The sequence below is a fragment of the Embleya sp. NPDC001921 genome (genome assembly GCF_053594475.1).
Map to the genome: position 1 here is coordinate 118905 of NZ_JBSFEO010000021.1, position 20182 is coordinate 139086.

21 protein-coding genes are annotated in these 20182 nt (G+C 71.6%); 18 read left to right on the forward strand and 3 right to left on the reverse strand.

Annotation, left to right across the window (positions count from 1 at the left end; all coding sequences use genetic code 11):
* Positions 1–191: 191 nt before the first annotated feature.
* The 12 genes from rpsD (at position 192) to aroQ (ending at position 11682) form a co-directional block, all read left to right on the forward strand.
* Positions 192–800 (forward strand): 30S ribosomal protein S4, encoded by a 609-nt coding sequence (gene rpsD, locus ACWCPW_RS24565; protein ID WP_395871921.1) that lies wholly within the window; start codon positions 192–194, stop codon positions 798–800.
* Positions 801–1141: 341 nt separating this feature from the next.
* The gene (locus ACWCPW_RS24570; protein WP_391587549.1) at positions 1142–1576 is read left to right on the forward strand and encodes a DUF948 domain-containing protein; all 435 of its coding nucleotides are present in this window, start codon (positions 1142–1144) and stop codon (positions 1574–1576) included.
* Positions 1577–1579: 3 nt separating this feature from the next.
* Entirely contained in the window at positions 1580–1939 is a 360-nt protein-coding gene (locus tag ACWCPW_RS24575) for a DUF6167 family protein (protein ID WP_406299399.1), read from the forward strand.
* Positions 1939–4608, forward strand: coding sequence for an alanine--tRNA ligase (alaS, locus tag ACWCPW_RS24580; RefSeq protein ID WP_449763759.1), 2670 nt, complete (start codon positions 1939–1941; stop codon positions 4606–4608). The genes ACWCPW_RS24575 and alaS overlap by 1 nt, the downstream gene beginning before the upstream one ends.
* 74 nt (positions 4609–4682) lie before the next feature.
* A complete protein-coding gene (gene ruvX, locus ACWCPW_RS24585) occupies positions 4683–5240 on the forward strand; it encodes a Holliday junction resolvase RuvX (RefSeq protein WP_395871915.1) in 558 nt (185 codons plus the stop codon).
* The gene (gene mltG, locus ACWCPW_RS24590) at positions 5237–6406 is read left to right on the forward strand and encodes an endolytic transglycosylase MltG (protein WP_449763760.1); all 1170 of its coding nucleotides are present in this window, start codon (positions 5237–5239) and stop codon (positions 6404–6406) included. Before ruvX ends, mltG begins: the two co-directional genes overlap by 4 nt.
* The gene (locus tag ACWCPW_RS24595) at positions 6403–7242 is read left to right on the forward strand and encodes a shikimate dehydrogenase (protein WP_449763761.1); all 840 of its coding nucleotides are present in this window, start codon (positions 6403–6405) and stop codon (positions 7240–7242) included. The genes mltG and ACWCPW_RS24595 overlap by 4 nt, the downstream gene beginning before the upstream one ends.
* A gap of 217 nt (positions 7243–7459) precedes the next feature.
* A complete protein-coding gene (locus ACWCPW_RS24600) occupies positions 7460–8176 on the forward strand; it encodes a prepilin peptidase (protein ID WP_449763762.1) in 717 nt (238 codons plus the stop codon).
* Positions 8177–8338: 162 nt separating this feature from the next.
* A complete protein-coding gene (gene aroC, locus ACWCPW_RS24605) occupies positions 8339–9523 on the forward strand; it encodes a chorismate synthase (protein WP_406299405.1) in 1185 nt (394 codons plus the stop codon).
* Between the two features lie 4 nt (positions 9524–9527).
* Complete coding sequence (locus ACWCPW_RS24610) at positions 9528–10151, forward strand: shikimate kinase (protein ID WP_449763763.1); 624 nt, start codon at positions 9528–9530, stop codon at positions 10149–10151.
* Positions 10148–11242, forward strand: a complete 1095-nt coding sequence (gene aroB, locus ACWCPW_RS24615; RefSeq protein ID WP_449763764.1) for a 3-dehydroquinate synthase — start codon at positions 10148–10150, stop codon at positions 11240–11242. Before ACWCPW_RS24610 ends, aroB begins: the two co-directional genes overlap by 4 nt.
* Positions 11239–11682 carry a type II 3-dehydroquinate dehydratase gene (gene aroQ, locus ACWCPW_RS24620; RefSeq protein ID WP_449763765.1) on the forward strand — a complete coding sequence of 148 codons (444 nt, stop codon included), beginning with the start codon at positions 11239–11241 and terminating at the stop codon, positions 11680–11682. Before aroB ends, aroQ begins: the two co-directional genes overlap by 4 nt.
* A gap of 158 nt (positions 11683–11840) precedes the next feature.
* On the opposite strand, the gene ACWCPW_RS24625 is transcribed toward aroQ, so the two are convergent.
* Positions 11841–13811, reverse strand: a complete 1971-nt coding sequence (locus tag ACWCPW_RS24625; protein WP_449763766.1) for a trypsin-like peptidase domain-containing protein — start codon at positions 13809–13811, stop codon at positions 11841–11843.
* 177 nt (positions 13812–13988) lie between these two features.
* On the opposite strand from ACWCPW_RS24625, the gene ACWCPW_RS24630 reads away from it, so the two are divergent.
* From ACWCPW_RS24630 to ACWCPW_RS24655, 6 genes are all read left to right on the forward strand, one after another.
* Entirely contained in the window at positions 13989–15119 is a 1131-nt protein-coding gene (locus tag ACWCPW_RS24630; protein ID WP_449763767.1) for an aminopeptidase P family protein, read from the forward strand.
* 74 nt (positions 15120–15193) lie between these two features.
* Positions 15194–15760, forward strand: a complete 567-nt coding sequence (gene efp, locus ACWCPW_RS24635) for an elongation factor P (RefSeq protein ID WP_395871895.1) — start codon at positions 15194–15196, stop codon at positions 15758–15760.
* Entirely contained in the window at positions 15760–16188 is a 429-nt protein-coding gene (nusB, locus tag ACWCPW_RS24640) for a transcription antitermination factor NusB (protein ID WP_360323203.1), read from the forward strand. The genes efp and nusB overlap by 1 nt, the downstream gene beginning before the upstream one ends.
* Positions 16189–16306: 118 nt before the next feature.
* The gene (locus tag ACWCPW_RS24645; protein ID WP_449763768.1) at positions 16307–16681 is read left to right on the forward strand and encodes a YidH family protein; all 375 of its coding nucleotides are present in this window, start codon (positions 16307–16309) and stop codon (positions 16679–16681) included.
* Positions 16681–17025 carry a YidH family protein gene (locus tag ACWCPW_RS24650; RefSeq protein WP_449763769.1) on the forward strand — a complete coding sequence of 115 codons (345 nt, stop codon included), beginning with the start codon at positions 16681–16683 and terminating at the stop codon, positions 17023–17025. Before ACWCPW_RS24645 ends, ACWCPW_RS24650 begins: the two co-directional genes overlap by 1 nt.
* A gap of 43 nt (positions 17026–17068) precedes the next feature.
* Positions 17069–17821: a class I SAM-dependent methyltransferase gene (locus ACWCPW_RS24655; protein ID WP_449763770.1), complete on the forward strand. Its 753-nt coding sequence runs from the start codon at positions 17069–17071 to the stop codon at positions 17819–17821.
* Between the two features lie 59 nt (positions 17822–17880).
* Here ACWCPW_RS24655 and ACWCPW_RS24660 read toward each other — a convergent pair whose 3' ends face one another.
* Both ACWCPW_RS24660 and ACWCPW_RS24665 read right to left on the reverse strand, forming a co-directional pair.
* Positions 17881–18372: a MarR family winged helix-turn-helix transcriptional regulator gene (locus ACWCPW_RS24660; protein WP_449763771.1), complete on the reverse strand. Its 492-nt coding sequence runs from the start codon at positions 18370–18372 to the stop codon at positions 17881–17883.
* Between the two features lie 125 nt (positions 18373–18497).
* Positions 18498–20039 carry an MFS transporter gene (locus ACWCPW_RS24665; protein WP_449763803.1) on the reverse strand — a complete coding sequence of 514 codons (1542 nt, stop codon included), beginning with the start codon at positions 20037–20039 and terminating at the stop codon, positions 18498–18500.
* Between the last annotated feature and the right edge of the window lie 143 nt (positions 20040–20182).

Here is a 20182-nt window from a genome sequence, read left to right on the forward strand (position 1 = left end):
TGGGCTACCGAACGCATCGACGTTAAGGTTAGGCTTACCTAAGTGCACCGATCTTGGCAAGGCGACCCGCGTCACGGCGGCCCGAGCGAAGGCGGCCCACCCCGGGGCGCCGGCGCGACGGCGACCCGTGCGCGACCGACCCCCCGAGACGACCAGCACCGAAAAAACAGCCCCGCACGGAGGACCCGACCTTGAACCAGACCCGACCCAAGATCCGGCGCAGCCGTGCGCTCGGTGTGGCGCTCACGCCCAAGGCCGCGAAGTACCTGGAGAACCGGCCCTACCCGCCGGGCGAGCACGGTCGTGGTCGCAAGCAGTCCTCGGACTACAAGACCCGGTTGATGGAGAAGCAGCGGCTGCGCTTCCAGTACGACATCTCCGAGGTCCAGATGCGGGCCGCGTTCGACCGTGCCAACAAGCACTCCGGCAAGACCGGTGACGAACTGGTGGTCGACCTGGAGCGCCGGCTGGACGCGTTCGTGCTGCGCGCGGGCTTCGCGCGCACCGTCTACCAGGCGCGCCAGATGGTCACCCACGGCCACATCGAGGTCAACGGCGGCAAGGTGGACAAGCCGTCCTACCGGCTCAAGCCCGACGACATCGTCGGTGTCCGCGAGCGCAGCCGGAACAAGCCGCTGTTCCAAGTGGTCCAGGCCGGCGGATTCGCCGCCGCCGAGACCCCGCGCTACATCGAGGCGCGTCTGGACAAGCTGATGGCCCGGCTGGACCGGCTCCCGCAGCGTCGCGAGGTCCCGGTGATCTGCGACGAGCAGTTGGTCGTCGAGTACTACTCGCGCTGACCCGCGCACCCCCATCGGCGCCGACCCGGACACTCGGGCCGGCGCCGACGCACGCACCGCCGCGGCACCGCACCGCCACACCGCAACACCGCAGCGTCGATCCGCGCCCGCGCCGGGCGTCGATCCGCGCCGACGCCCGGGCCGCGTCCCGGCGGCGCCGGCCGCCGATCCGGCACCTGCCCACCGTCGATCGGGAAACGGCGGCAAGCCGCGACACGCGCCATACCCACCGCGCGGGTTTCCTCGGACGAGGGGACCCGCGCGGTCGCGGTAGGGTCGGGTTTTCCGAGGTGGGCGACGCGTATCCGCCTCCTCGACTGATCCCACTCATCAAGGAGCGCATGACGGTGTCGGGTGGCGAAGTCGCGCTGATGATCATCGCGGTTTTCTGGGCGATCCTGGTCGCCTTTCTCGCAGTGGCTCTGGTCAAGCTGGCGAAGGTGCTCAAGGAGGCCACGACCCTGGTCGCGGGGGTGGCGGACCGGGCGGTCCCGCTGCTCGACGAGGTGACCGAGACGGTCCGGGCGACCAACGCCCAGATGGGCCGGGTCGACCAGATCGCGGGCAACGTGCAGACCATGACCACGAACGCCACCGCGCTGTCCTCCACGGTCGCCGCCACGCTCGGCGGCCCGCTCGTGAAGACCGCCGCGTTCAGCTACGGCGTCCGCCGCGCGCTGTCCGCGCAGCAACGCGCCGAACTCGGCCGCCGGGTGCGCGTCGCGGCCAAGGCGCAGAAGGTCGCGCGGCAGCGCAGCATGCGCGGGAGGGGCTGACCGATGGCGAGGCTGTTCTGGATCGCGGTCGGCGCCGGCGCCGGCGTCTGGGCCGCGCGCAAGGTCAAGGACAAGGCGTACAAGTACACGCCCGAGGGCGTCGCCGACAACGTCACCGGTATCGGCGAGGCGATCAAGTACTTCGCGGACGAGATCCGGGCGGGAATGGCCGAACGCGAGCAGGAGCTGTACCGCGCCATCGGCGCGGACGTGGCCGCCGCGTCGCTGCCGCCCGCCCCGGTGCGCCGCGCGCTGCCCGGCGCGCGCGAACCGCACGACGATTGGCACGACGGGCGTGACCTCTACGACCCGCGTGAGCTGTACGAAGGCAAAGCAAGGTACGACCGAAGGGACGGCAGCTGATGGAATCGGCAGAGATCCGGAAGCGCTGGCTGCGCTTTTTCGAAGAGCGCGGACACACCGTCGTCCCCTCGGCCTCGCTGGTCGCGGACGACCCCACGCTGCTCCTGGTGAACGCCGGCATGGTGCCGTTCAAGCCGTACTTCCTCGGTGAGGTCAAGCCGAGCTTCAAGCGCGCCACCAGCGTGCAGAAGTGCGTGCGAACCCTGGACATCGAAGAGGTCGGCAAGACCACCCGGCACGGGTCGTTCTTCCAGATGTGCGGCAACTTCTCGTTCGGCGACTACTTCAAGGAAGGCGCGATCGCGCTCGCCTGGGAGTTGCTCACCAACTCGGTCGAGGACGGCGGCTACGGGCTGGACCCGGAGAAGTTGTGGATCACCGTCTACCTCGACGACGACGAGGCCGAGCGGATCTGGCGGGACGTGATCGGCGTGCCGGCCGAGCGCATCCAGCGCCTGGGCAAGTCGGAGAACTTCTGGTCCATGGGCGTACCGGGTCCGTGCGGCCCGTGCTCGGAGATCAACTACGACCGCGGCCCCGCCTACGGCGAGGAGGGCGGTCCGGCGGTCAACGGCGAGCGCTACCTGGAGATCTGGAACCTGGTCTTCATGCAGTACGAGCGCGGCCCGGGCACCGGCAAGGACGACTACCCGATCCTGGGCGAGCTGCCCGCGAAGAACATCGACACCGGGCTCGGCCTGGAACGCCTCGCGTGCATCCTGCAGGGCGTCGACAACCTGTACGAGATCGACACGTCGCGGATGATCCTGGACCGCGCCGCCGAACTCGCGGGCAAGACCTACGGCCAAGACCACAAGGACGACGTGTCGCTGCGCGTGGTGGCCGACCACGTGCGCACCGCCGTGATGCTCATCGGCGACGGCGTGGTGCCCGGCAACGAGGGCCGCGGCTACGTGCTGCGCCGGATGATGCGCCGGGCGATCCGCAACATGCGCCTGCTCGGCGCGCAGGGCGAGACGCTGCACGACCTGGTCGAGACCACGATCAAGGCGATGGCCCCGCAGTACCCGAACCTGATCGAGGAGGCCGAGCGGATCGACGCCGTCTCGGTGGCCGAGGAGAAGCGCTTCCTGGCCCGACTCCAGGAGGGCACCGCGCTCCTGGACGAGTCGATCGTCAAGGCGAAGAGCTCCGGCTCCGGGACGCTCCCGGGCGAAGTGGCGTTCCTGCTGCACGACACCGAGGGCTTCCCGATCGACCTGACCCTGGAGATCGCCGCCGAGCAGGGCCTGGCGGTCGACGAGGACGGGTTCCGTCGGCTGATGAACGAGCAGCGCCAACGGGCCAAGAAGGACGCCCAGGCGCGCAAGCAGGGGCTCGCCGACCTCTCCGTGTACCGCGAGGTCGCGGACGCGGCCGGCGGCACCGTGTTCACCGGCTACCTGAACACCTCCAACGAGGTGACCGTGGTCGGCCTGCTCGTGGACGGCGTGCCGGCGCCCGCCGCGCACGAGGGCGACGAGGTCGAGGTCGTGCTCGACCACACCCCCTTCTACGCCGAGGGCGGCGGCCAGCTCGCCGACACCGGCCGGATCCGGCTCGACACCGGCGCCGTGGTCGAGGTCCGCGACGTACAGACCCCGGTGGCCGGTGTCACCGTGCACCGCGGCCGGGTCCAGGTCGGCGAAGTCCTGGTCGGCGCCCAGGCGCTGGCCCAGATCGACACCAACCGGCGCAACGCGATCGCCCGCGCGCACAGCGCGACGCACCTGACCCACCAGGCGCTGCGCGACGCGCTCGGCCCGACCGCCGCGCAGGCCGGCTCGGAGAACGCGCCCGGCCGCTTCCGGTTCGACTTCGGCGCACCCGGCGCGGTACCGGGCAGCGTGCTCACCGACGTCGAGCAGAAGATCAACGAGGTGCTCGCACGCGACCTGGACGTCACCGCCGAGGTGATGTCGATGGACGAGGCGAAGAAGCAGGGCGCCGTGATGATGTTCGGCGAGAAGTACGGCGACCGGGTCCGCGTGGTCACCATGGGGGACTACTCCAAGGAACTGTGCGGCGGTACGCACGTGCACAACACCGCGCAACTGGGCCTGGTCAAGCTGCTCGGCGAGTCCTCGATCGGCGCCGGCGTGCGCCGCGTCGAGGCGCTGGTGGGCACCGACGCGTACAACTTCCTGGCGCGCGAGCACACCATCGTCAACCAGCTCACCGACGTGGTGAAGGGCCGTCCCGAGGACCTGCCCGAGCGGGTCGCCTCGATCATGGCCAAGCTGCGCGACGCGGAGAAGGAGATCGCGGCGCTGCGCGGCGCCCAGGTACTCCAGGCCGCCGCGGGCCTCGTCGAGGGCGCGCGGGACGTGCACGGTGTGGCGCTGGCCACCGCGCAGCTCCCGGACGGGACCACGCCCGACGACCTGCGCAAGCTCGCGCTGGACGTGCGCGGTCGGCTCGCGGCGCGCCCGGCCGCGGTCGCGGTCGTGTCGGTCGTGAACGGCAAGCCGATGGTCGTGGTGGCCGCCAACGAGGCCGCGCGCGAGCGTGGCGTCAAGGCCGGCGAGCTGGTCCGGGTGGCGGCGCAGACCCTCGGCGGCGGCGGTGGCGGCAAGGACGACGTGGCCCAGGGCGGCGGTTCGGACCCGGCCAAGGTGGCCGACGCGCTGGCCGCGGTCACCCGGACAGTCGCCGAACGTACATCCTGAGTCGTCCCCTACCCTCGTTCCCCCGGTGGGTGTGGAAGTCTGGAACCGGACTCCCGCACCGCCGGGGGACTTGCATGACGGGGCGTCGAGCCCCGACGGTCAATGACGCAGAGCCTTGTGACGGAGAGCCGACCTTGAGACGCGGAGTACGAATTGCGGTCGACGTGGGAGACGTTCGGATCGGCGTCGCGGCCAGCGACCCGCACGGGTTGATCGCCACTCCCGTGGAGACCGTGCCCGCCGGCAAGCGGGACGTCGCCCGAATCCTGGAGATCGTCGCCGAGTACGAGGCGATCGAGGTCGTGGTCGGGCTGCCGCGCTCGTTGTCCGGCGCGGAGGGCGCCGCCGCGGCCAAGGCGCGGTCCTTCGCCGATCGCCTGGTCGCCGCGCTCGACCCGGCGATCGGGGTGCGCCTGGTCGACGAACGACTGACCACCGTCACCGCGACGCGCGGCCTCCAGGCGTCCGGCGTCAAGGCGAAGAAGGCCCGCGGCGTCGTCGACCAGGCGGCCGCGATCGTGATCCTGCAAAACGCGCTCGACACCGAGCGTGGTTCCGGACGTCCTCCGGGCCTGGCCGTGTCACCTGCCCCGGCCGGGTCCGTCTCCGACTCTGAAAGGCCCACGGCATGAGCGATCTCGGACTGCGCATGGAGTCGGAGCCGCGCAGCCGGCGACGGGGCAAGGACGACAACTCGCGGGGCGGCCGGCGCGGCCGGGGCCGCAAGAAGAAGAACCGCAGCGGTTGTGCCGTCTCCCTGGCGCTGGTGATCGTCCTGGCCGTCATCGGCGGCGGTGGCTACTGGGCCTACGGCTTCCTGAAGGACCGTTTCGGCCCACCGCCGGACTACAGCGGCAGCGGCTCGGGTTCGCTCGTGGTGGAGATCAAGCAGGGCTGGGCCACCCCGCAGATGGCCAACGAACTCAAGCGGGTCGGGGTGACCAAGAGCGTCGAGGCGTTCACCAAGGTCGCCCGCGAGGACAAGGACCAGCGCGCGTCCAAGATCCAGCCCGGCGCGTACACGATGGCCAAGCGCATGTCCGCCAAGGCCGCCTTCGAGATCCTGGTCAACCCGAAGAACAAGCAGGACTACATCCTCAGGCCCGGCATTCGCGCCACGCAGGTCTACGAATCGTTGGCCAAGACGCTCAAGGTGCCCAAGGAAAAGGTCGAGGCCGCCGCGAAGGACCCCTCGCTCGGACTGCCCGAATACGCCAAGGGCAACATCGAGGGCTTCCTGTACCCCGCGTCCTACGTCGCGGCGCCCGGCATGGACCCGCTCGTGGTGCTCAAGGACATGGTCGCCAAGGCGGTCAAGGAGTACGACAAGCTCGGTCTGCCGGCCAAGGCCCAGGCGATGGGCAGGTCGCCCTACGACATGATCATCATCGCCAGCCTGGTCGAGGCCGAGGGCAAGACCACCGACGACAAGGGCAAGGTCGCCCAGGTCATCTACAACCGGCTCGGCAAGAACATGACGCTGGGGCTGGACTCGACGGTCAACTACTACCTCAACAAGAGCAACATCCAGCTCACCAACAAGGAACTCAACGACGCGAGCAACCCGTACAACACCCGGGTCAAGAAGGGCCTGCCGCCGGGACCGATCGGCAGCCCGAGCAAGGCCGCGCTCGACGCGGCGGTGGCGCCGCCCGCGGGCAAGTACCTCTACTTCGTCACCGTCGACCCGATCGCCGGCACCACGAAGTTCACCGACAACGACGCCGACTTCCAGACCTACAAGGCCGAGTTGTCCAAGTGGATAAAGGATCACCCGAGCCCGAGTACGAGCCCGTGACCGAGTCGACTTCGCTCCCGCGCCGGGCCGCCGTGCTCGGCTCGCCCATCCGGCACTCGCTGTCCCCGGTCCTGCACCGGGCCGCGTACGCCGAACTGGGCCTGACCCACTGGTCCTACGACGCGTTCGAGATCGACGAGGCGGCCCTGCCGGGCTTCGTCGGCGACCTCGACGCGTCCTGGGCCGGGCTGTCGTTGACCATGCCGCTCAAGCGGGCGATCCGGCCGCTGCTCGACGAGATCGGGCAGGTCGCGCGCGACGTGGACGCGGTGAACACGGTGGTGTGCACCGCGGACGGCCGGCGCGTGGGGGAGAACACCGACGTGCCGGGCCTGGTCGCGGCGCTGCGCGAACGCGGCGTGCGCCGGGTCGAGTCGGCGGCCGTGCTCGGCGCGGGCGCCACCGCGACCTCGGCGCTGGCCGCGGTGCGCGAGGTCACCGACGGGCCGGTACGGGTGTACGTGCGCGGCGAGGAGCGGGCCCGCGAGATGCGCGCGGCGGGCGAGCGGCTCGGCGTCGCGGTCGAGGTGCGCCCCTGGGCGGACGCGGCCGAGGCGCTGCGCGCGCCGCTGGTGGTGGCGACCACGCCCAAGGGCGCGGTCGACCATCTCGCGACCGAGGTGCCCGCCGGGCCCGGTGTGCTCTTCGACGTCGTCTACGACCCGTGGCCCACCGCGCTCGCGGGCGCGTGGGGCCACGCGGGCGGGCCGGTGGTGGGCGGACTGGACCTGCTCGTGCATCAGGCGGTGCTCCAGGTCGAGTTGATGACCGGCCGACCCGGGCCGTTGGCCGTGATGCGCGCGGCGGGCGAGGCGGCGCTGACGGGGCGGGGCTGACGGGGCGGCGCGGAGCACGAAGGGCCGAGTACGGGCCCACCGGGCGGGACCCACCGGCCGGATTCGTCCTCCCGGGTTCCCACGTGTCCGCGTCCCCGTGCCCGCCCGACCGCGTTGCCACGGGCCGCCTTTCGCATCCCGCATTCCTGCGATGATCGGATCGGCGCTGGGGACGACGGAACGTGACCGCCGTTGGATCCTGCGTATCGTCACAGGCGTGTTCCCCGTTCTCACTCTCGCGTGTGCGCTGCTCGGCTTCGTCGCCGGCCTCGGGTTGCCCCGTCCCATCCACCTCCTGCTCGCCCAGGGCGCCGGCCCCGGGCCGCGCTCCCCGGGCCCCGGCCCCGTCGCCGGTCCGGTCGTGGCCGCCACCGGGCGCTACGGAGCCCTGCCGATCGCCGCGCTGACCGGCCTGGTGTGCGCGCTGCTGGCCTGGCGGCTCGGGCCGGGCCTGGACCTGCTCGCGTTCCTGGTGCTGGCCGTCGCGGGCGTGACCCTGGCCATCGTGGACGTGCGCACGCTGCGGCTGCCCGATCCGGTGCTGCTGGTGACGCTCGCGACCGGGCTGACGCTGCTGGGCATGGAGTCGCTCGCGCTGGGCGACTTCACCGCGTACCGGCGGGCCCTGCTCGGCGGCCTCACCCTGGCCGGCTACCACCTGTGCCTGGCCGCGCTCTCCCGGGGGAGCCTGGGCATGGGCGACGTCAAGCTGGCCGGCGTGCTCGGCATACACCTGACCTGGCTGGGCTGGGGCGTGCTGGTCACCGGCGCGTTCCTGGCGTTCCTGCTGGCCGGGCTCACCGCCGGGCTGCTCGTCTCGGTGGGCCGGGCCCGCCGGGGCAGCCGGCTGCCGTTCGGGCCGTGGCTGCTGCTCGGCGCGCTCGGCGGGGTGTTGTGCGGCGCGGAGTTGTCCCGGCTGCATCTCGCCTGGTGAGACGACGGCGGGCGGCGAGGCCGCTGTCCGACACCTGGACGCGGCGAGGGGAGCCCGCCGCCGGCATGAAAGGATTCGGGTGGACATCCGCCGGGCGAATCGTGGACGGCCCCCGCGCCGCTTCCCGGACGTGATACGCGGCAAGCGCAAGAAGGAGCATTCGTGGGCAACCTACGCTGGCTGACCGCCGGGGAGTCGCACGGCCCCGCACTCGTGGCCACCCTGGAAGGGCTGCCCGCCGGCGTGCCCATCACGACCGAGCTGGTCGCGGACGCGCTCGCACGCCGCCGGCTGGGCTACGGGCGTGGCGCGCGGATGAAGTTCGAGCGGGACGAGGTCACCTTCCTCGGCGGCGTCCGGCACGGCCTCACCCAGGGCGGCCCGGTCGCGATCATGGTCGGCAACACCGAGTGGCCCAAGTGGGAGACGGTCATGTCGGCCGACCCGGTGGACCCCGACGTGCTCGCCGCGCAGGCCCGCAACGCGGCGCTGACCCGCCCGCGGCCCGGCCACGCCGACTTGGCCGGCATGCAGAAGTACGGCTTCGACGAGGCCCGGCCGATCCTGGAGCGGGCCAGCGCCCGCGAGACCGCGGCCCGGGTCGCGCTCGGCGCGGTCGCCAAGTCGTTCCTGGAGCAGGTGGCGGGCGTCCGCATCGTCAGCCACGTGGTCGAGTTCGGCGCGGCCAAGGCCCCCGCCGGCATGCTGCCCGGCCCCGACGACACCGCGCGCCTGGACGCCGACCCGGTCCGCTGCTTCGACCCGGACGCGTCGGCCGCGATGGTCGCCGAGGTGGACGACGCGCAGAAGGCCGGCGACACCCTCGGCGGTGTGGTCGAGGTGCTCGCCTACGGCCTGCCGCCGGGCCTGGGCAGCCACGTGCACTGGGACCGCCGGCTCGACTCGCGGCTCGCGGGCGCGCTGATGGGCATCCAGGCGATCAAGGGCGTCGAGCTCGGCGACGGCTTCGAACTGGCCCGCACGCGCGGCTCGCGGGCCCACGACGAGATCGTCAACACCCCCGACGGCGCCAAGCGCACGTCGCACCGCGCCGGCGGCGTCGAGGGCGGCATGTCCACCGGCGAGGTGCTGCGCGTGCGGGCGGCGATGAAGCCGATCGCCACCGTGCCGCGCGCGCTGTCCACCTTCGACGTGCGCACCGGCGAGCCCGCGCAGGCGCACCACCAGCGCTCCGACGTCGCGGCCGTGCCGGCCTCCGGCATCGTGGCCGAGGCGATGGTCGCGCTCGTCCTGGCCGACCTGGTCACCGAGAAGTTCGGCGGCGACTCGGTCGCCGAGACCACCCGCAACGTGCGCGGCTACCTGGACGCGCTGGAGATTCGGTAGCGCCATGGCGGACATCGGGGACACGGCGCACAGCGAGACCGCGGACGTCGAAGACGCGGGCACCGGCCCGCTGGTGGTCCTGGTCGGGCCGCCCGGCGCGGGCAAGACGACGGTGGGCCTGCTGCTCGCCCGGGCGCACGGGGTCGGCTTCCGCGACACCGACGCCGACGTCGAGGCGCGCGCGGGCAAGTCGATCCCGGACATCTTCGTCGACGAGGGCGAGCCGTACTTTCGTACGCTCGAACACCAGGCGGTCGCCGCGGCGTTGGCCGAGCACGACGGCGTGCTCGCGTTGGGCGGCGGCGCGATCATGGACGACGCGACCCGCGCGCTGCTCAAGGGACACCGGGTGGTCTTCCTCGAGGTCGCCCTCGCGGACGCGGTCAAGCGGGTCGGCCTGGACGCGCCGCGCCCGCTCCTGGTGGGCAACCCCAGGGCCCGCTGGCGCGAGCTGATGCAGGCGCGCCGACCGCTGTACCTCGAGGTCGCCGCGCTGACGGTGGACACCGCCGGGCGCACCCCCGAGGACGTCGCCGCCGAGATCCGCGGCGCCTTCGCCACCGAGCAGGCTTCCTCCGAGCAGGCCCCATCCGAGCAGACCGAGCCCGAGAAAGACGTGAATCGATGAGCGGCAACCCCTCCGAGCCGGTCCGGATCCGCGTCGGCGGCGCCTCGGAGCCGTACGACGTGCTCGTGGGCGCCGGCCTGCTCGGCGAACTCGCGGGCCTGATCGGCACGTCCGCCCGTCGCGTGGCGATCCTGCACCCGGAGGCGCTGACCGCCACCGGCGAGGCGGTCCGCGAGGACCTGGCCGCGCAGGGCTACGAGGCGATCGCCATTCAGGTGCCCAACGCCGAGGAGGCCAAGGACGTCGCGGTCGCGGCGTACTGCTGGTCGGTGCTCGGTCAGACCGGGTTCACCCGCTCCGACGTGATCGTCGGCATCGGTGGCGGCGCCACCACCGACCTCGCGGGCTTCGTCGCGGCCACCTGGCTGCGCGGCGTGCGCTGGATCGCGATGCCCACCACGCTGCTGGGCATGGTCGACGCGGCCGTCGGCGGCAAGACCGGGATCAACACCGCCGAGGGCAAGAACCTGGTCGGCGCGTTCCACCCGCCGGCCGGCGTGCTCGCCGACCTGGCCACGCTGGAATCGTTGCCGCGCAACGACTACGTCAGCGGCCTCGCCGAGGTGATCAAGGCCGGCTTCATCGCCGACCCGGTGATCCTGGACCTGATCGAGGCCGACCCCGAGGCCGCACGCGACCCGCGGGGCAAGGACACCGCCGAGCTGATCACCCGCGCCATCCGGGTCAAGGCCGACGTCGTCTCCGGCGACCTCAAGGAGGCCGGCCGGCGCGAGATCCTCAACTACGGCCACACCCTCGCGCACGCGATCGAGAAGGCCGAGCGCTACAAGTGGCGGCACGGCGCCGCGGTCAGCGTCGGCATGGTCTACGCGGCGGAGCTGGGTCGACTCGCCGGTCGCCTCGACGACGCGACCGCCGACCGGCACCGCACGGTGCTCGCCTCGGTCGGCCTGCCGTTGACCTACCGCGGCGACGCGTGGCCCAAGCTGCTGGAGACCATGCGCGTGGACAAGAAGTCGCGCGGCGACATGCTGCGCTTCATCGTGCTGGACGGTCTGGCCAAGCCGGTCGTGCTGGAGGCGCCCGACCCGAGCTTCCTGGTCGCCGCGTACGCCGAGGTGTCCGGGTGAGCGCGCGCAGGGTGCTCGTGCTCAACGGGCCCAACCTCGGCCGCCTGGGCAGCCGCGAGCCCGACGTCTACGGGGCCACCTCGTACCAGGGACTGGTCGCCGAGTGCGAGCGGCTCGGCGGCGAGCTCGGCTTCGCCGTCGAGGTCCGCGAGACCAACGACGAGGGCGAGATCATCCGCTGGATGCACGAGGCCGCCGACGGCCGCATCCCGGTGGTGATGAACCCCGGCGCGTTCACGCACTACTCCTACGGTCTGCGCGACGCGGTCGCCCAGCGCACCGCGCCGTTCATCGAGGTGCACATCTCCAACCCGTACGCGCGCGAGAGCTTCCGGCACACCAGCGTGGTGGCCGCCGTCGCCAGCGGCACGATCGCCGGCTTCGGCATCGGCTCGTACCGGCTGGCACTGCGCGCGCTGGCCGAGGAACTCCAGGACTGAGGCCGCTCGCGGGGTCGCGGGCTTGGGAGTCACCCACGTGAGTGACCCCCGAGCCCGTGCCCCGGAGCCCGTGCCCGCGAGCCCGAGGCCCCGAGCCGGCCATCCCGAGCCCGCGTCCCCGAGCCCGCGACCTCGACCGCGATCCGCGAGAGTCCCGCTCACCCCAACAGCCGCCCGATCGCCGTGGCCACCTCCCGATGCGCCAGATACGCGCCGATGTCGTGCGCACGATCGTGCGGATTGGCCACCGTGCACTCCGCCGCCAGCCCGCTCCAGTCGTCGGCCAGCGGAGACCCGATCGCGACCGGATCGGTCGGACACCACGCGTTGAACCACGGCCCGGCGATCTGCGGCAGACGCGGCCCGCCGACCCGCAGCCGCGAGTACACCGCGTCCATCCCCAGCGGAGCGCCCGCCGTGATCAACCCGGCCACCGACACCGCCGGCCCGAGCCGGGTCAGCAGGTCCATCGCGACCACCGTGCCCAGGCTGTGCGCGACCAGCACCACCGGACCGGACCCGGGCAATCCGGCGAGCACCCGCTCCAGCACCGCCTCGCGCGTGTCGTCGCGGTCCAGATACGCCGCGACATCGCGGAACGCGGTCCGGATGACCAGCCGATCCACCCCGGTGTGCGCGGCGATCCAGCCGAGCGGCTCGTACACCCTGCCCACCACGTGATCCCAGATGCTCTCGGTCACCACGATCCGACCCGGCGCCGGCATCCCGGCCCGGCGCGCGGCCTCGTCGAGCAGTTCGTCGTACAACCCCTGTGCGGACGGCGACAACGGTGCCTCGACCGGCGCCGCCGACTCCATCACCTCGACGAGCCGATCACCGTAGAAGGGGAACCAGACGTCCTCGGGATCCACGGTCGGCAGCCCCGCCATGGTCAGCCCGCTGTTCAGCCCGGCCGCCCAACTCCGCCGCAGCACCGCCGGATCGTGCCCCTGCTGACTGCGCCCGTGCAGGAACACCAGCCGCACCCGGCCGCCGAACGCACCCGGGCGCCCGGACACCCCCGACACGGTGACCGCCTCGGCACCGGACGCGGGCTCCACCGGCGAGCGCGGCGCGGGCACCGCCGTGCGCGCCGCGGGTGTCGTGCCCAGCCCCGAACCGGCGCCCAACTCGGCCAGCAGCGTTCGCACGCGGTCGTCATTCGCGGCCAGCGCGCCCAGCCGGGCCAGGATCACGCTGATCCGCACCCCCTCGTTGGCGATCCACTTGATCTGCGCCAACCCCTGCTCGGGTCGCCACGGCGCCCCCTGGAGATCGAGCACCGCGCCGCCGGCATCGTGCGCGGGCACGCCGCTGTGGTGCAGCGCGACCGCCTCCCACTGGTCGTTGAACACCGGCGATCCGGAGTTGCCCGGTTCGGTGTCGGTCTCGTAGTGGAGGAAGTCGTCGAAGCGCTGGGTGAACCGATTCGCCCGGATGGCGATCTCCTTGAGCCGCCCGTCCGGGTGACCGATCACGTTCACCGGATCGCCCACCACCAGCTTGCCCTCGGCCGCGATCAGCCCGATGTGTCCGAAGATTTGCCCGGGCGGGCGGCCGTCGCCGCCCGGGCGCATCGCGACCAGGGCGAAGTCGAGGTCCTCGTCGGTCAGGAACAGGGTGTCCGGGTCCGGCGCGAAGCGCGTGGTGTGCGCCGGCAGATCGTTGTCGACGCCCATCTCCGCGCCGAACTCGGCGAACGCGCCGCGCGCGGTGGCCAGGTCCGGGAACACGTGGTGGTTGGTCAGCAGCAGGCTCGGCGCGACCAGGAAGCCGGTGGCCTGCGGTCGCACCGGCCCGCCCGTCGAATACCAGATCCGGGCCACGCACGCGGCGGCCCGCAACCCGCGGGCAAGGAAGTTCAGGCTCTGGAGGTCGTTGGTGACACCTATGATCCGCTCGGCCAGTCGCGGTGCGCTCTCGTCCGGCGAGGTGGCCAGCAACACCTGCCCGGGCACCTCGTGCTGCTCGACCAGCCGGGCCGCGCGCAGTTGCAGCCGGTCGTCGTCGTCCGGGAAGCGGCTGCCCGCGGCGCGCCGTCGCTCGATCTCGCCGCGATCCGCTTCCGCCGCCCGGTACCGCGCACCCGCGGCCTCGATCTGACGGACCAGCCGCTCGTCCGCCGGCACGACGCGAGGTCCGTCATTTCCGCTGATTTCCACTGAAGTACACCCCCTCGCAGGCAGCGTAGGACCCGACCTCGGCCGCTGTCCGGCCTTCACGCGATTGCCCTGGTCGCAGCCCGAAGGATGCAGTCCGCCGAGTCACGCCGGGCTCCGCCTACCTCGCGGGACTACGCTGGTCCCATGCCCGAGGCCCATGCTCAACGCCGTGATCGGCTGCGTTCCCGCCTGGCCGGTGCCGGCGCCGATGTCGCCCTGATCACCAATCTCGTCAATGTGCGCTATCTGACCGGTTTCACCGGTTCCAACGGCGCGCTGCTGGTGTACGCGCCGGGAGCGGCGGGCGAGGGGTCCGCCGACTCGGGCGCCGTGCTGTGCACCGACAGTCGGTACGCGACCCAGGCGGGCGAGGAGTCGCCGGGCGTCGAGCTGCTCGTCGAGCGGGCCTGCGCGCAGGCGCTGACCAAGCGCGCCGCCGCGGCCGGCGCGGTCCGGCTGGCGATCGAGGAACAGCACGTGACGGTCGAGCTGTACCGCGCGCTGGGCGCGGTGCTCGCCGAGGAGAGCCCCGCCGCCGCGCTGGTCAAGCTCGGCCGGGTGGTCGAGGACCTGCGCCGGGTCAAGGATCCGGCGGAGATCGCCGCGCTGCGGATCGCCTGCGAGATCGGCGACCGCGCGCTCGGCGAGATGATCGAGTCGATCCTGGTCGGGCGGACCGAGCGGCACATCGCGATGGAGCTGGAGCGGCGGATGGCCGACCACGGCGCGGACGCCGTGGCGTTTCCCACCATCGTGGCCACCGGGCCGAACTCGGCGATCCCGCATCACGACCCCGGCGACCGGCGGGTCGAGGACGGCGACTTCCTCAAGATCGACTTCGGTGCCCGCTACCGCGGCTACCACGGCGACATGACCCGCACCTTCGTGATCGGTACCGAGCCGGCCGCGTGGCAGCAGGAGATCTACGGCGTGGTGTTCGCCGCCCAGAAGGCGGGTCGCGAGGCGCTGGTGCCCGGTGCCGAGGCGGTCGCGGTGGATCGGGCCGCGCGCGAGGTGATCGAGCGGGCCGGATACCTGGAGTTCTTCGAACACGGCCTCGGGCACGGCGTCGGTCTCGAGATCCACGAGGACCCGCGTCTGGGTCCGACGGCGACCGGTAAGCTGGACGCTTGCATGCCGGTCACCGTCGAACCGGGGATCTATCTCCCGGGCCGAGGCGGCGTCCGCATCGAGGACACCCTTGTGGTTCGTCCGCTCGAAGACGGCGGCCCCGAGCTACTCACCATCACGACCAAGGAATTGCTCGTCCTGTAGCGGGCTGTCTTCGCACCCGCCCCGTCCGACGCGCGATCATCCGGTCCCAGAAGCACGCAGGAGACACCACACTCGTGGCCACGACCAACGACCTGAAGAACGGCATGGTGCTCAAGCTCGACAATGGCCAGCTCTGGTCCGTCGTCGAGTTCCAGCACGTCAAGCCCGGCAAGGGCGGCGCGTTCGTTCGTACGAAGCTCAAGCATGTCCTCTCCGGCAAGGTCGTGGACAAGACCTTCAACGCCGGCACGAAGGTCGAGACGGCCACCGTGGACAAGCGCGGCATGCAGTTCTCGTACAAGGACGGCACCGACTTCGTGTTCATGGACACGGACACGTACGAGCAGTTGCCGATCTCGCCCGAGACCGTCGGCGACGCCGCCAACTACCTCCTCGAAGGCTTCGAGGCGACCGTCGCGATCTACGAGGGCGCCGCGCTCTACGTGGAGCTGCCGGCCTCGGTCGAGCTGCTCATCGAGTACACCGAGCCGGGTGTCCAGGGCGACCGGTCCACCGGTGGCACCAAGCCCGCGAAGCTGGAGACCGGCTTCGAGATCGCGGTTCCGCTCTTCATCACGACGGGCGAGAAGGTCAAGGTCGACACCCGTTCCGGTGACTACCTGGGCCGCGTGAACAGCTAGTGGCCGGTGCCCGCAGCAAGACCCGGAAGCGCGCGCTGCAGATCCTGTTCGAAGCCGACCAGCGCGGCGTCGACCCGGTGACCATCCTCGCGGACTGGGTCGGCCGGTTCCAGGCCGACAAGGCGGAGCCCCAGGTCGCCGACTACACGATGCAGTTGGTCGAGGGCGTCCAGGAGCACCGCAAGCGGATCGACGACCTGATCGGCACCTACGCCGTGGGCTGGACGCTCGACCGGATGCCCGGCGTGGACCGCAACGTCCTGCGCCTGGGCATCTACGAACTGCTCTGGGAGAGCGACGTCCCCGACGTCGTGGCCATCGACGAGGCCGTCGAACTCGCCAAGGAGTACTCCACGGACGAGTCGCCGGCCTTCGTGAACGGCCTGCTCGCGCGGATAAAGGACCTCAAGCCGACGCTGCTGCGCTAGCCGCGCCCGGTTCCGGGACTCCGGTCGAGCCGCCTGCCCCGTGTGGGGGAGGCGGCTCGTCGGCTTTTCCGGGCCCGGCCCGAGGCCGGCGCGATCGAATCATGATCGAATGCCGATAATGAAGATCATGAGATCCGACCGCAAGGGTTCCCGGCTGCGGGAGATCGGGGACGAGCCCGACTACCGCTTCACGCTCGCCAACGAGCGGACCTTCCTGGCCTGGATCCGCACCGCCCTCGCGCTGCTCGCGGGCGGTGTCGCGGTGGTCCAGTTGGTCCCGGATCTGGCCTCGCGCGGACAGCGGCTGGTGCTCGGCCTGGCCCTGATCGCGCTGGCGCTGACCCTGTCGGCCACCGCGTACCGGCGCTGGTACCGGGTCGAGCGGGCGATGCGGCTCGGGCACGCGTTGCCGTTCTCGGCGGTGCCCCTGGTGCTCTCGGTGGGCCTGGTGGTCGTGATCGTGCTGAGCGCCCTGCTCATGATCGCCTCCTGATGTCGCGCCCCGCGTCGCTGCCGGGCGCACCGCTGGATCCGGGGCTGCAACCGGAGCGGACCAGGATGGCGTGGTCGCGCACGTCGCTCGCGTTCGTCGCCAACGGGGCGTTGCTGGTGCACGCGGGCCACGTGCCGGATCGCTGGTGGTTCATGCTGCCCGGGGGCGCGGTGATGGCGGCCGGTCTCACGGTGTACGCGGTGGGGCTGCTGCGGCACCGGCAGGTGGACCGGGCCTTGCGGGCCGGCGACCCCGTGTGCGGTGGTCGGGCGATCCGCGCGACGCTGCTGACCGCGGTGTCGGTGTGCGTGCTGGCCGCGGTGGTCCTGCTCGGCAGGCCCTGAGGTCCCTTGTCCCGACCGGGGAGGCCCGGCGAGAATGCGCGGCATGACGACCGACGATCTCGGCACGCGCGGCTTCGCCCAGGGCACGGATCGGTACGAGCGGGCGCGGCCGTCCTACCCGGCCGAGGCGGTGGAACACCTGTGCGCCGCGGCCGGGATCGGGCCCGGTACCCGGGTGCTCGACCTGGCCGCCGGTACCGGCAAGTTGACCCGGCTGCTGGTCGAGCGCGGCGCGAAGGTGATCGCCGTCGAGCCGTCGGCCTCGATGCGCGAGACGTTCGCCCGGGTGGTCGAGGAAGTGCCGGTGTACGCGGGCAGCGCGGAGCGCATCCCGGCTCCGGCCGGCGCCTACGACGTGGTCACCGTCGCCCAGGCGTTCCACTGGTTCGAGCCCGAGGCCGCGCTGGGCGAGATCGCGCGCGTGTTGCGGCCCGGCGGGGCGTTGGCGATGGTGTGGAACGAGTTGGACGAGAGCGAGGTGTTCGTCGCGGGTCTGCACGAGGTGGCCGAGTGGCCCTTCCACAAGCTGCACGACTATCGCTCGGAGTTGGCCGCCGCCGAGCCGTTCGCGCCCGCCGAGCGCAGGGTGTTCCGGTGGAGCGAGGAACTGACGCACGATCAGGTGTTGGAGCGGTTCTCGACGTTCAGCTACGTGGCCGCGATGGAGGCCGAACGGAAGGCGCAACTCATGGCCCGGGTACGCGAGTTCGTCCGGGCGCACGCAGAGCCGGTGGAACTGGCCTATCTCACCGACACCTACGTCGCCCCCCGCAAGGAGTTCGAGCCGCCACTGTGAACCGACGGCGGGTGCGGACATCCGCCGCGGTCCCCTCGGCAGGCGATCCAGGACACGCCCTAGTTCTCCCGCCACCACCAGGCCTGGCTCAGGTTGTCGGGCAGTTCGCCGGACGCGCCGAGTTGGCGCATGCCCGCGCGTAGACCTTCCTTGAGCACCTCGACGCCGTCGTCGCCGACCGCCTTCGTCCACGCTCCCTGGATCCAGGACAGCTCGGCCCAGATCACCCGCAGGCACTCGCGCCCGCGTTCGGTGAGGGTGATCCGGCGCGCGCGGCGGTCGGCGGGGTCGGGCTTGCGCTCGACGTATCCGTGTCGGGCCAGGTGCGAGACCACCTCGCCGGCCGACTGCTTGGTCATGCCCAGCCGACGCCCTAGTTCGGTGGCGGTGGTGCCGCCCTCGCCGACCAGGGTCAGCGCGAAGCCGTGCGTGGGCCGGATCTCGTCGAAGCCGGCGGCCGTCATGCGGTCGGAGAACAGTTGGCTGATCCCGCGCACGGCGCCGACCAGCAACGTCACCAGTTCGGGCCCGGGGGAGGTGTCTTGCTGCACGAGGTAAGAATACCTGTCTAATTTGCCGGGCAAACCGGAACGCCGCCCCCGATGTCGATCGGGGACGGCGCGACGGTCTTGCCCACGACCATTGCCTGGGGATGACGCTCCCCGTCGATCATGCCCTACACATGCACGGCGACCGCGCCTTCCCGCTTCTCGCCCTGCCGGACGAACAGCGCGAGGACGATTCCGACCGCCATGGTGATCGCGGCGATCGTGAAGGCGAGCTGCATGCCGTCCAGGAACGTGGTGTCCGACGCGTGGCGGACCGCGTCCATCGTGCGCCCGTTCATGGTCGCCGGGTCCACCGGCGGGAAGCCCTGCGCGACCGACCCCTCGATCGCCTCGCGCCGGCCGTGCGGCAGCGTGTCGTAGGCGCCCGCCTCGGCCGGCCAGCGGTCCGGCAGCACCGAGGAGACCTTGGCCGCCACCACCGCGCCGAGCACGGCGGTGCCGAGCGCGCCGCCGACCTGCATCGCGGCCTGTTGGATGCCGGACGCGACGCCGGAGAGTTCGAGCGAGGCGTTGCCGACGATGATGTCCGTCGCGCCGACCATGATCGGGCTGAGCCCGAAGCCGAGCAGTACGAACGGCACCATCGTGGCGCCGAAGCTCGCGTCCTCGCCCAGTCGGGCGAGCAGCGCCATCGCGGTCGCGGACAGCGCGAGGCCGGCGATGATCGGAACGCGCGGGCCGAGCTTGGTGATCGCGAAGCCGCCGATCGGCGAGCCGATCATCATCACCACGGACATCGGCAACATCCGCACGCCGGTCTCCGTCGGGCTGAGCCCGTTGACGCCCTGGAGGTAGAAGGTGATGAAGAACATCGCGCCGAACATCGCGAACGCCATGAAGATCATCAGCACGATGCCGATCGAGAACGACCGGTTGCGGAACATCACCAGCGGCATCAGCGGCTCGGGCGCCCTGGTCTGCCACAGCGCGAACAGCGCGAGCAGGATCAGCGCGGCGGCCATGAAGCCCAGCGTGTACGCGCTGCCCCAGCCGTTCTCGCCGCTCTTGATCACACCCCAGACCAGGCAGAACATCGCCACCGACAGCAGCAGGACGCCGAGGTAGTCGATCCGGTTGCTCGCGCCGGCCACCCGGCTGTTGGCCAGCGCCCAGATGCCCACCACCAGGGTCAGCACGCCGATCGGCACGTTGATGTAGAAGACCGACTGCCAACTGACGTGCTCGACCAGCAGCCCGCCGACGATCGGACCGGCGGCGGTCGCGGTGGAGATCGCCGCGCCCCAGATGCCGATCGCCATGTTGAGCTTGTTGCCCGGGAAGCTGTTGCGCAGCAGGCCCAGCGCGGTGGGCTGGAGCAGTGCGCCGAACACGCCCTGGAGCACCCGGAACGCGATCAGCATCGAGACCGACTGCGAGAACGCGATGATCAGCGACGTGGCGGCGAAGCCGGCCGCGCCGATCAGGAAGATCGTCTTGTGGCCGTAGCGGTCCCCGAGCTTGCCGGCCGGGATCAGGCACACCGCGAGCGCGAGCAGGTAGCCGTTGGTGACCCATTGCAGGTCGGCGAGCGAGGCGTCCAGGTCCTTGGAGATGGCCGGGTTCGCGATGCCGACCACGGTGCCGTCCAGGGCCACCATCATCACGCCGAAGGCGACCGCCAGCAGGGTCAGCCAGGGATGCCCCTGCATGCCCCGGCGCACGGCGCTCTTCGAGATGTCCGGCGGGAGCGCGCCCGAAGTCGCCGCCGTCGAAGTCTGACTCATGCGTCCCCTACATCCATCCGTGTCCAGCGCCGCATCGAACCATCGAACGATATGGCACACAGTGCCAT

What these genes read in the sequence shown, in the direction of transcription:
- ruvX (WP_395871915.1), top strand. Translation starts at nt 4,683, where the DNA reads ATGACGGGGCGTCGAGCCCCGACGGTCAATGACGCAGAGCCTTGTGAC.
- ACWCPW_RS24570 (WP_391587549.1), top strand. Translation starts at nt 1,142, where the DNA reads ATGACGGTGTCGGGTGGCGAAGTCGCGCTGATGATCATCGCGGTTTTC.
- alaS (WP_449763759.1), top strand. Translation starts at nt 1,939, where the DNA reads ATGGAATCGGCAGAGATCCGGAAGCGCTGGCTGCGCTTTTTCGAAGAG.
- ACWCPW_RS24630 (WP_449763767.1), top strand. Translation starts at nt 13,989, where the DNA reads ATGCCCGAGGCCCATGCTCAACGCCGTGATCGGCTGCGTTCCCGCCTG.
- ACWCPW_RS24655 (WP_449763770.1), top strand. Translation starts at nt 17,069, where the DNA reads ATGACGACCGACGATCTCGGCACGCGCGGCTTCGCCCAGGGCACGGAT.
- ACWCPW_RS24575 (WP_406299399.1), top strand. Translation starts at nt 1,580, where the DNA reads ATGGCGAGGCTGTTCTGGATCGCGGTCGGCGCCGGCGCCGGCGTCTGG.
- mltG (WP_449763760.1), top strand. Translation starts at nt 5,237, where the DNA reads ATGAGCGATCTCGGACTGCGCATGGAGTCGGAGCCGCGCAGCCGGCGA.
- ACWCPW_RS24665 (WP_449763803.1), bottom strand. Translation starts at nt 20,039, where the DNA reads ATGCAGGGGCATCCCTGGCTGACCCTGCTGGCGGTCGCCTTCGGCGTG.
- ACWCPW_RS24610 (WP_449763763.1), top strand. Translation starts at nt 9,528, where the DNA reads ATGGCGGACATCGGGGACACGGCGCACAGCGAGACCGCGGACGTCGAA.
- ACWCPW_RS24645 (WP_449763768.1), top strand. Translation starts at nt 16,307, where the DNA reads ATGAAGATCATGAGATCCGACCGCAAGGGTTCCCGGCTGCGGGAGATC.
- aroB (WP_449763764.1), top strand. Translation starts at nt 10,148, where the DNA reads ATGAGCGGCAACCCCTCCGAGCCGGTCCGGATCCGCGTCGGCGGCGCC.
- ACWCPW_RS24650 (WP_449763769.1), top strand. Translation starts at nt 16,681, where the DNA reads ATGTCGCGCCCCGCGTCGCTGCCGGGCGCACCGCTGGATCCGGGGCTG.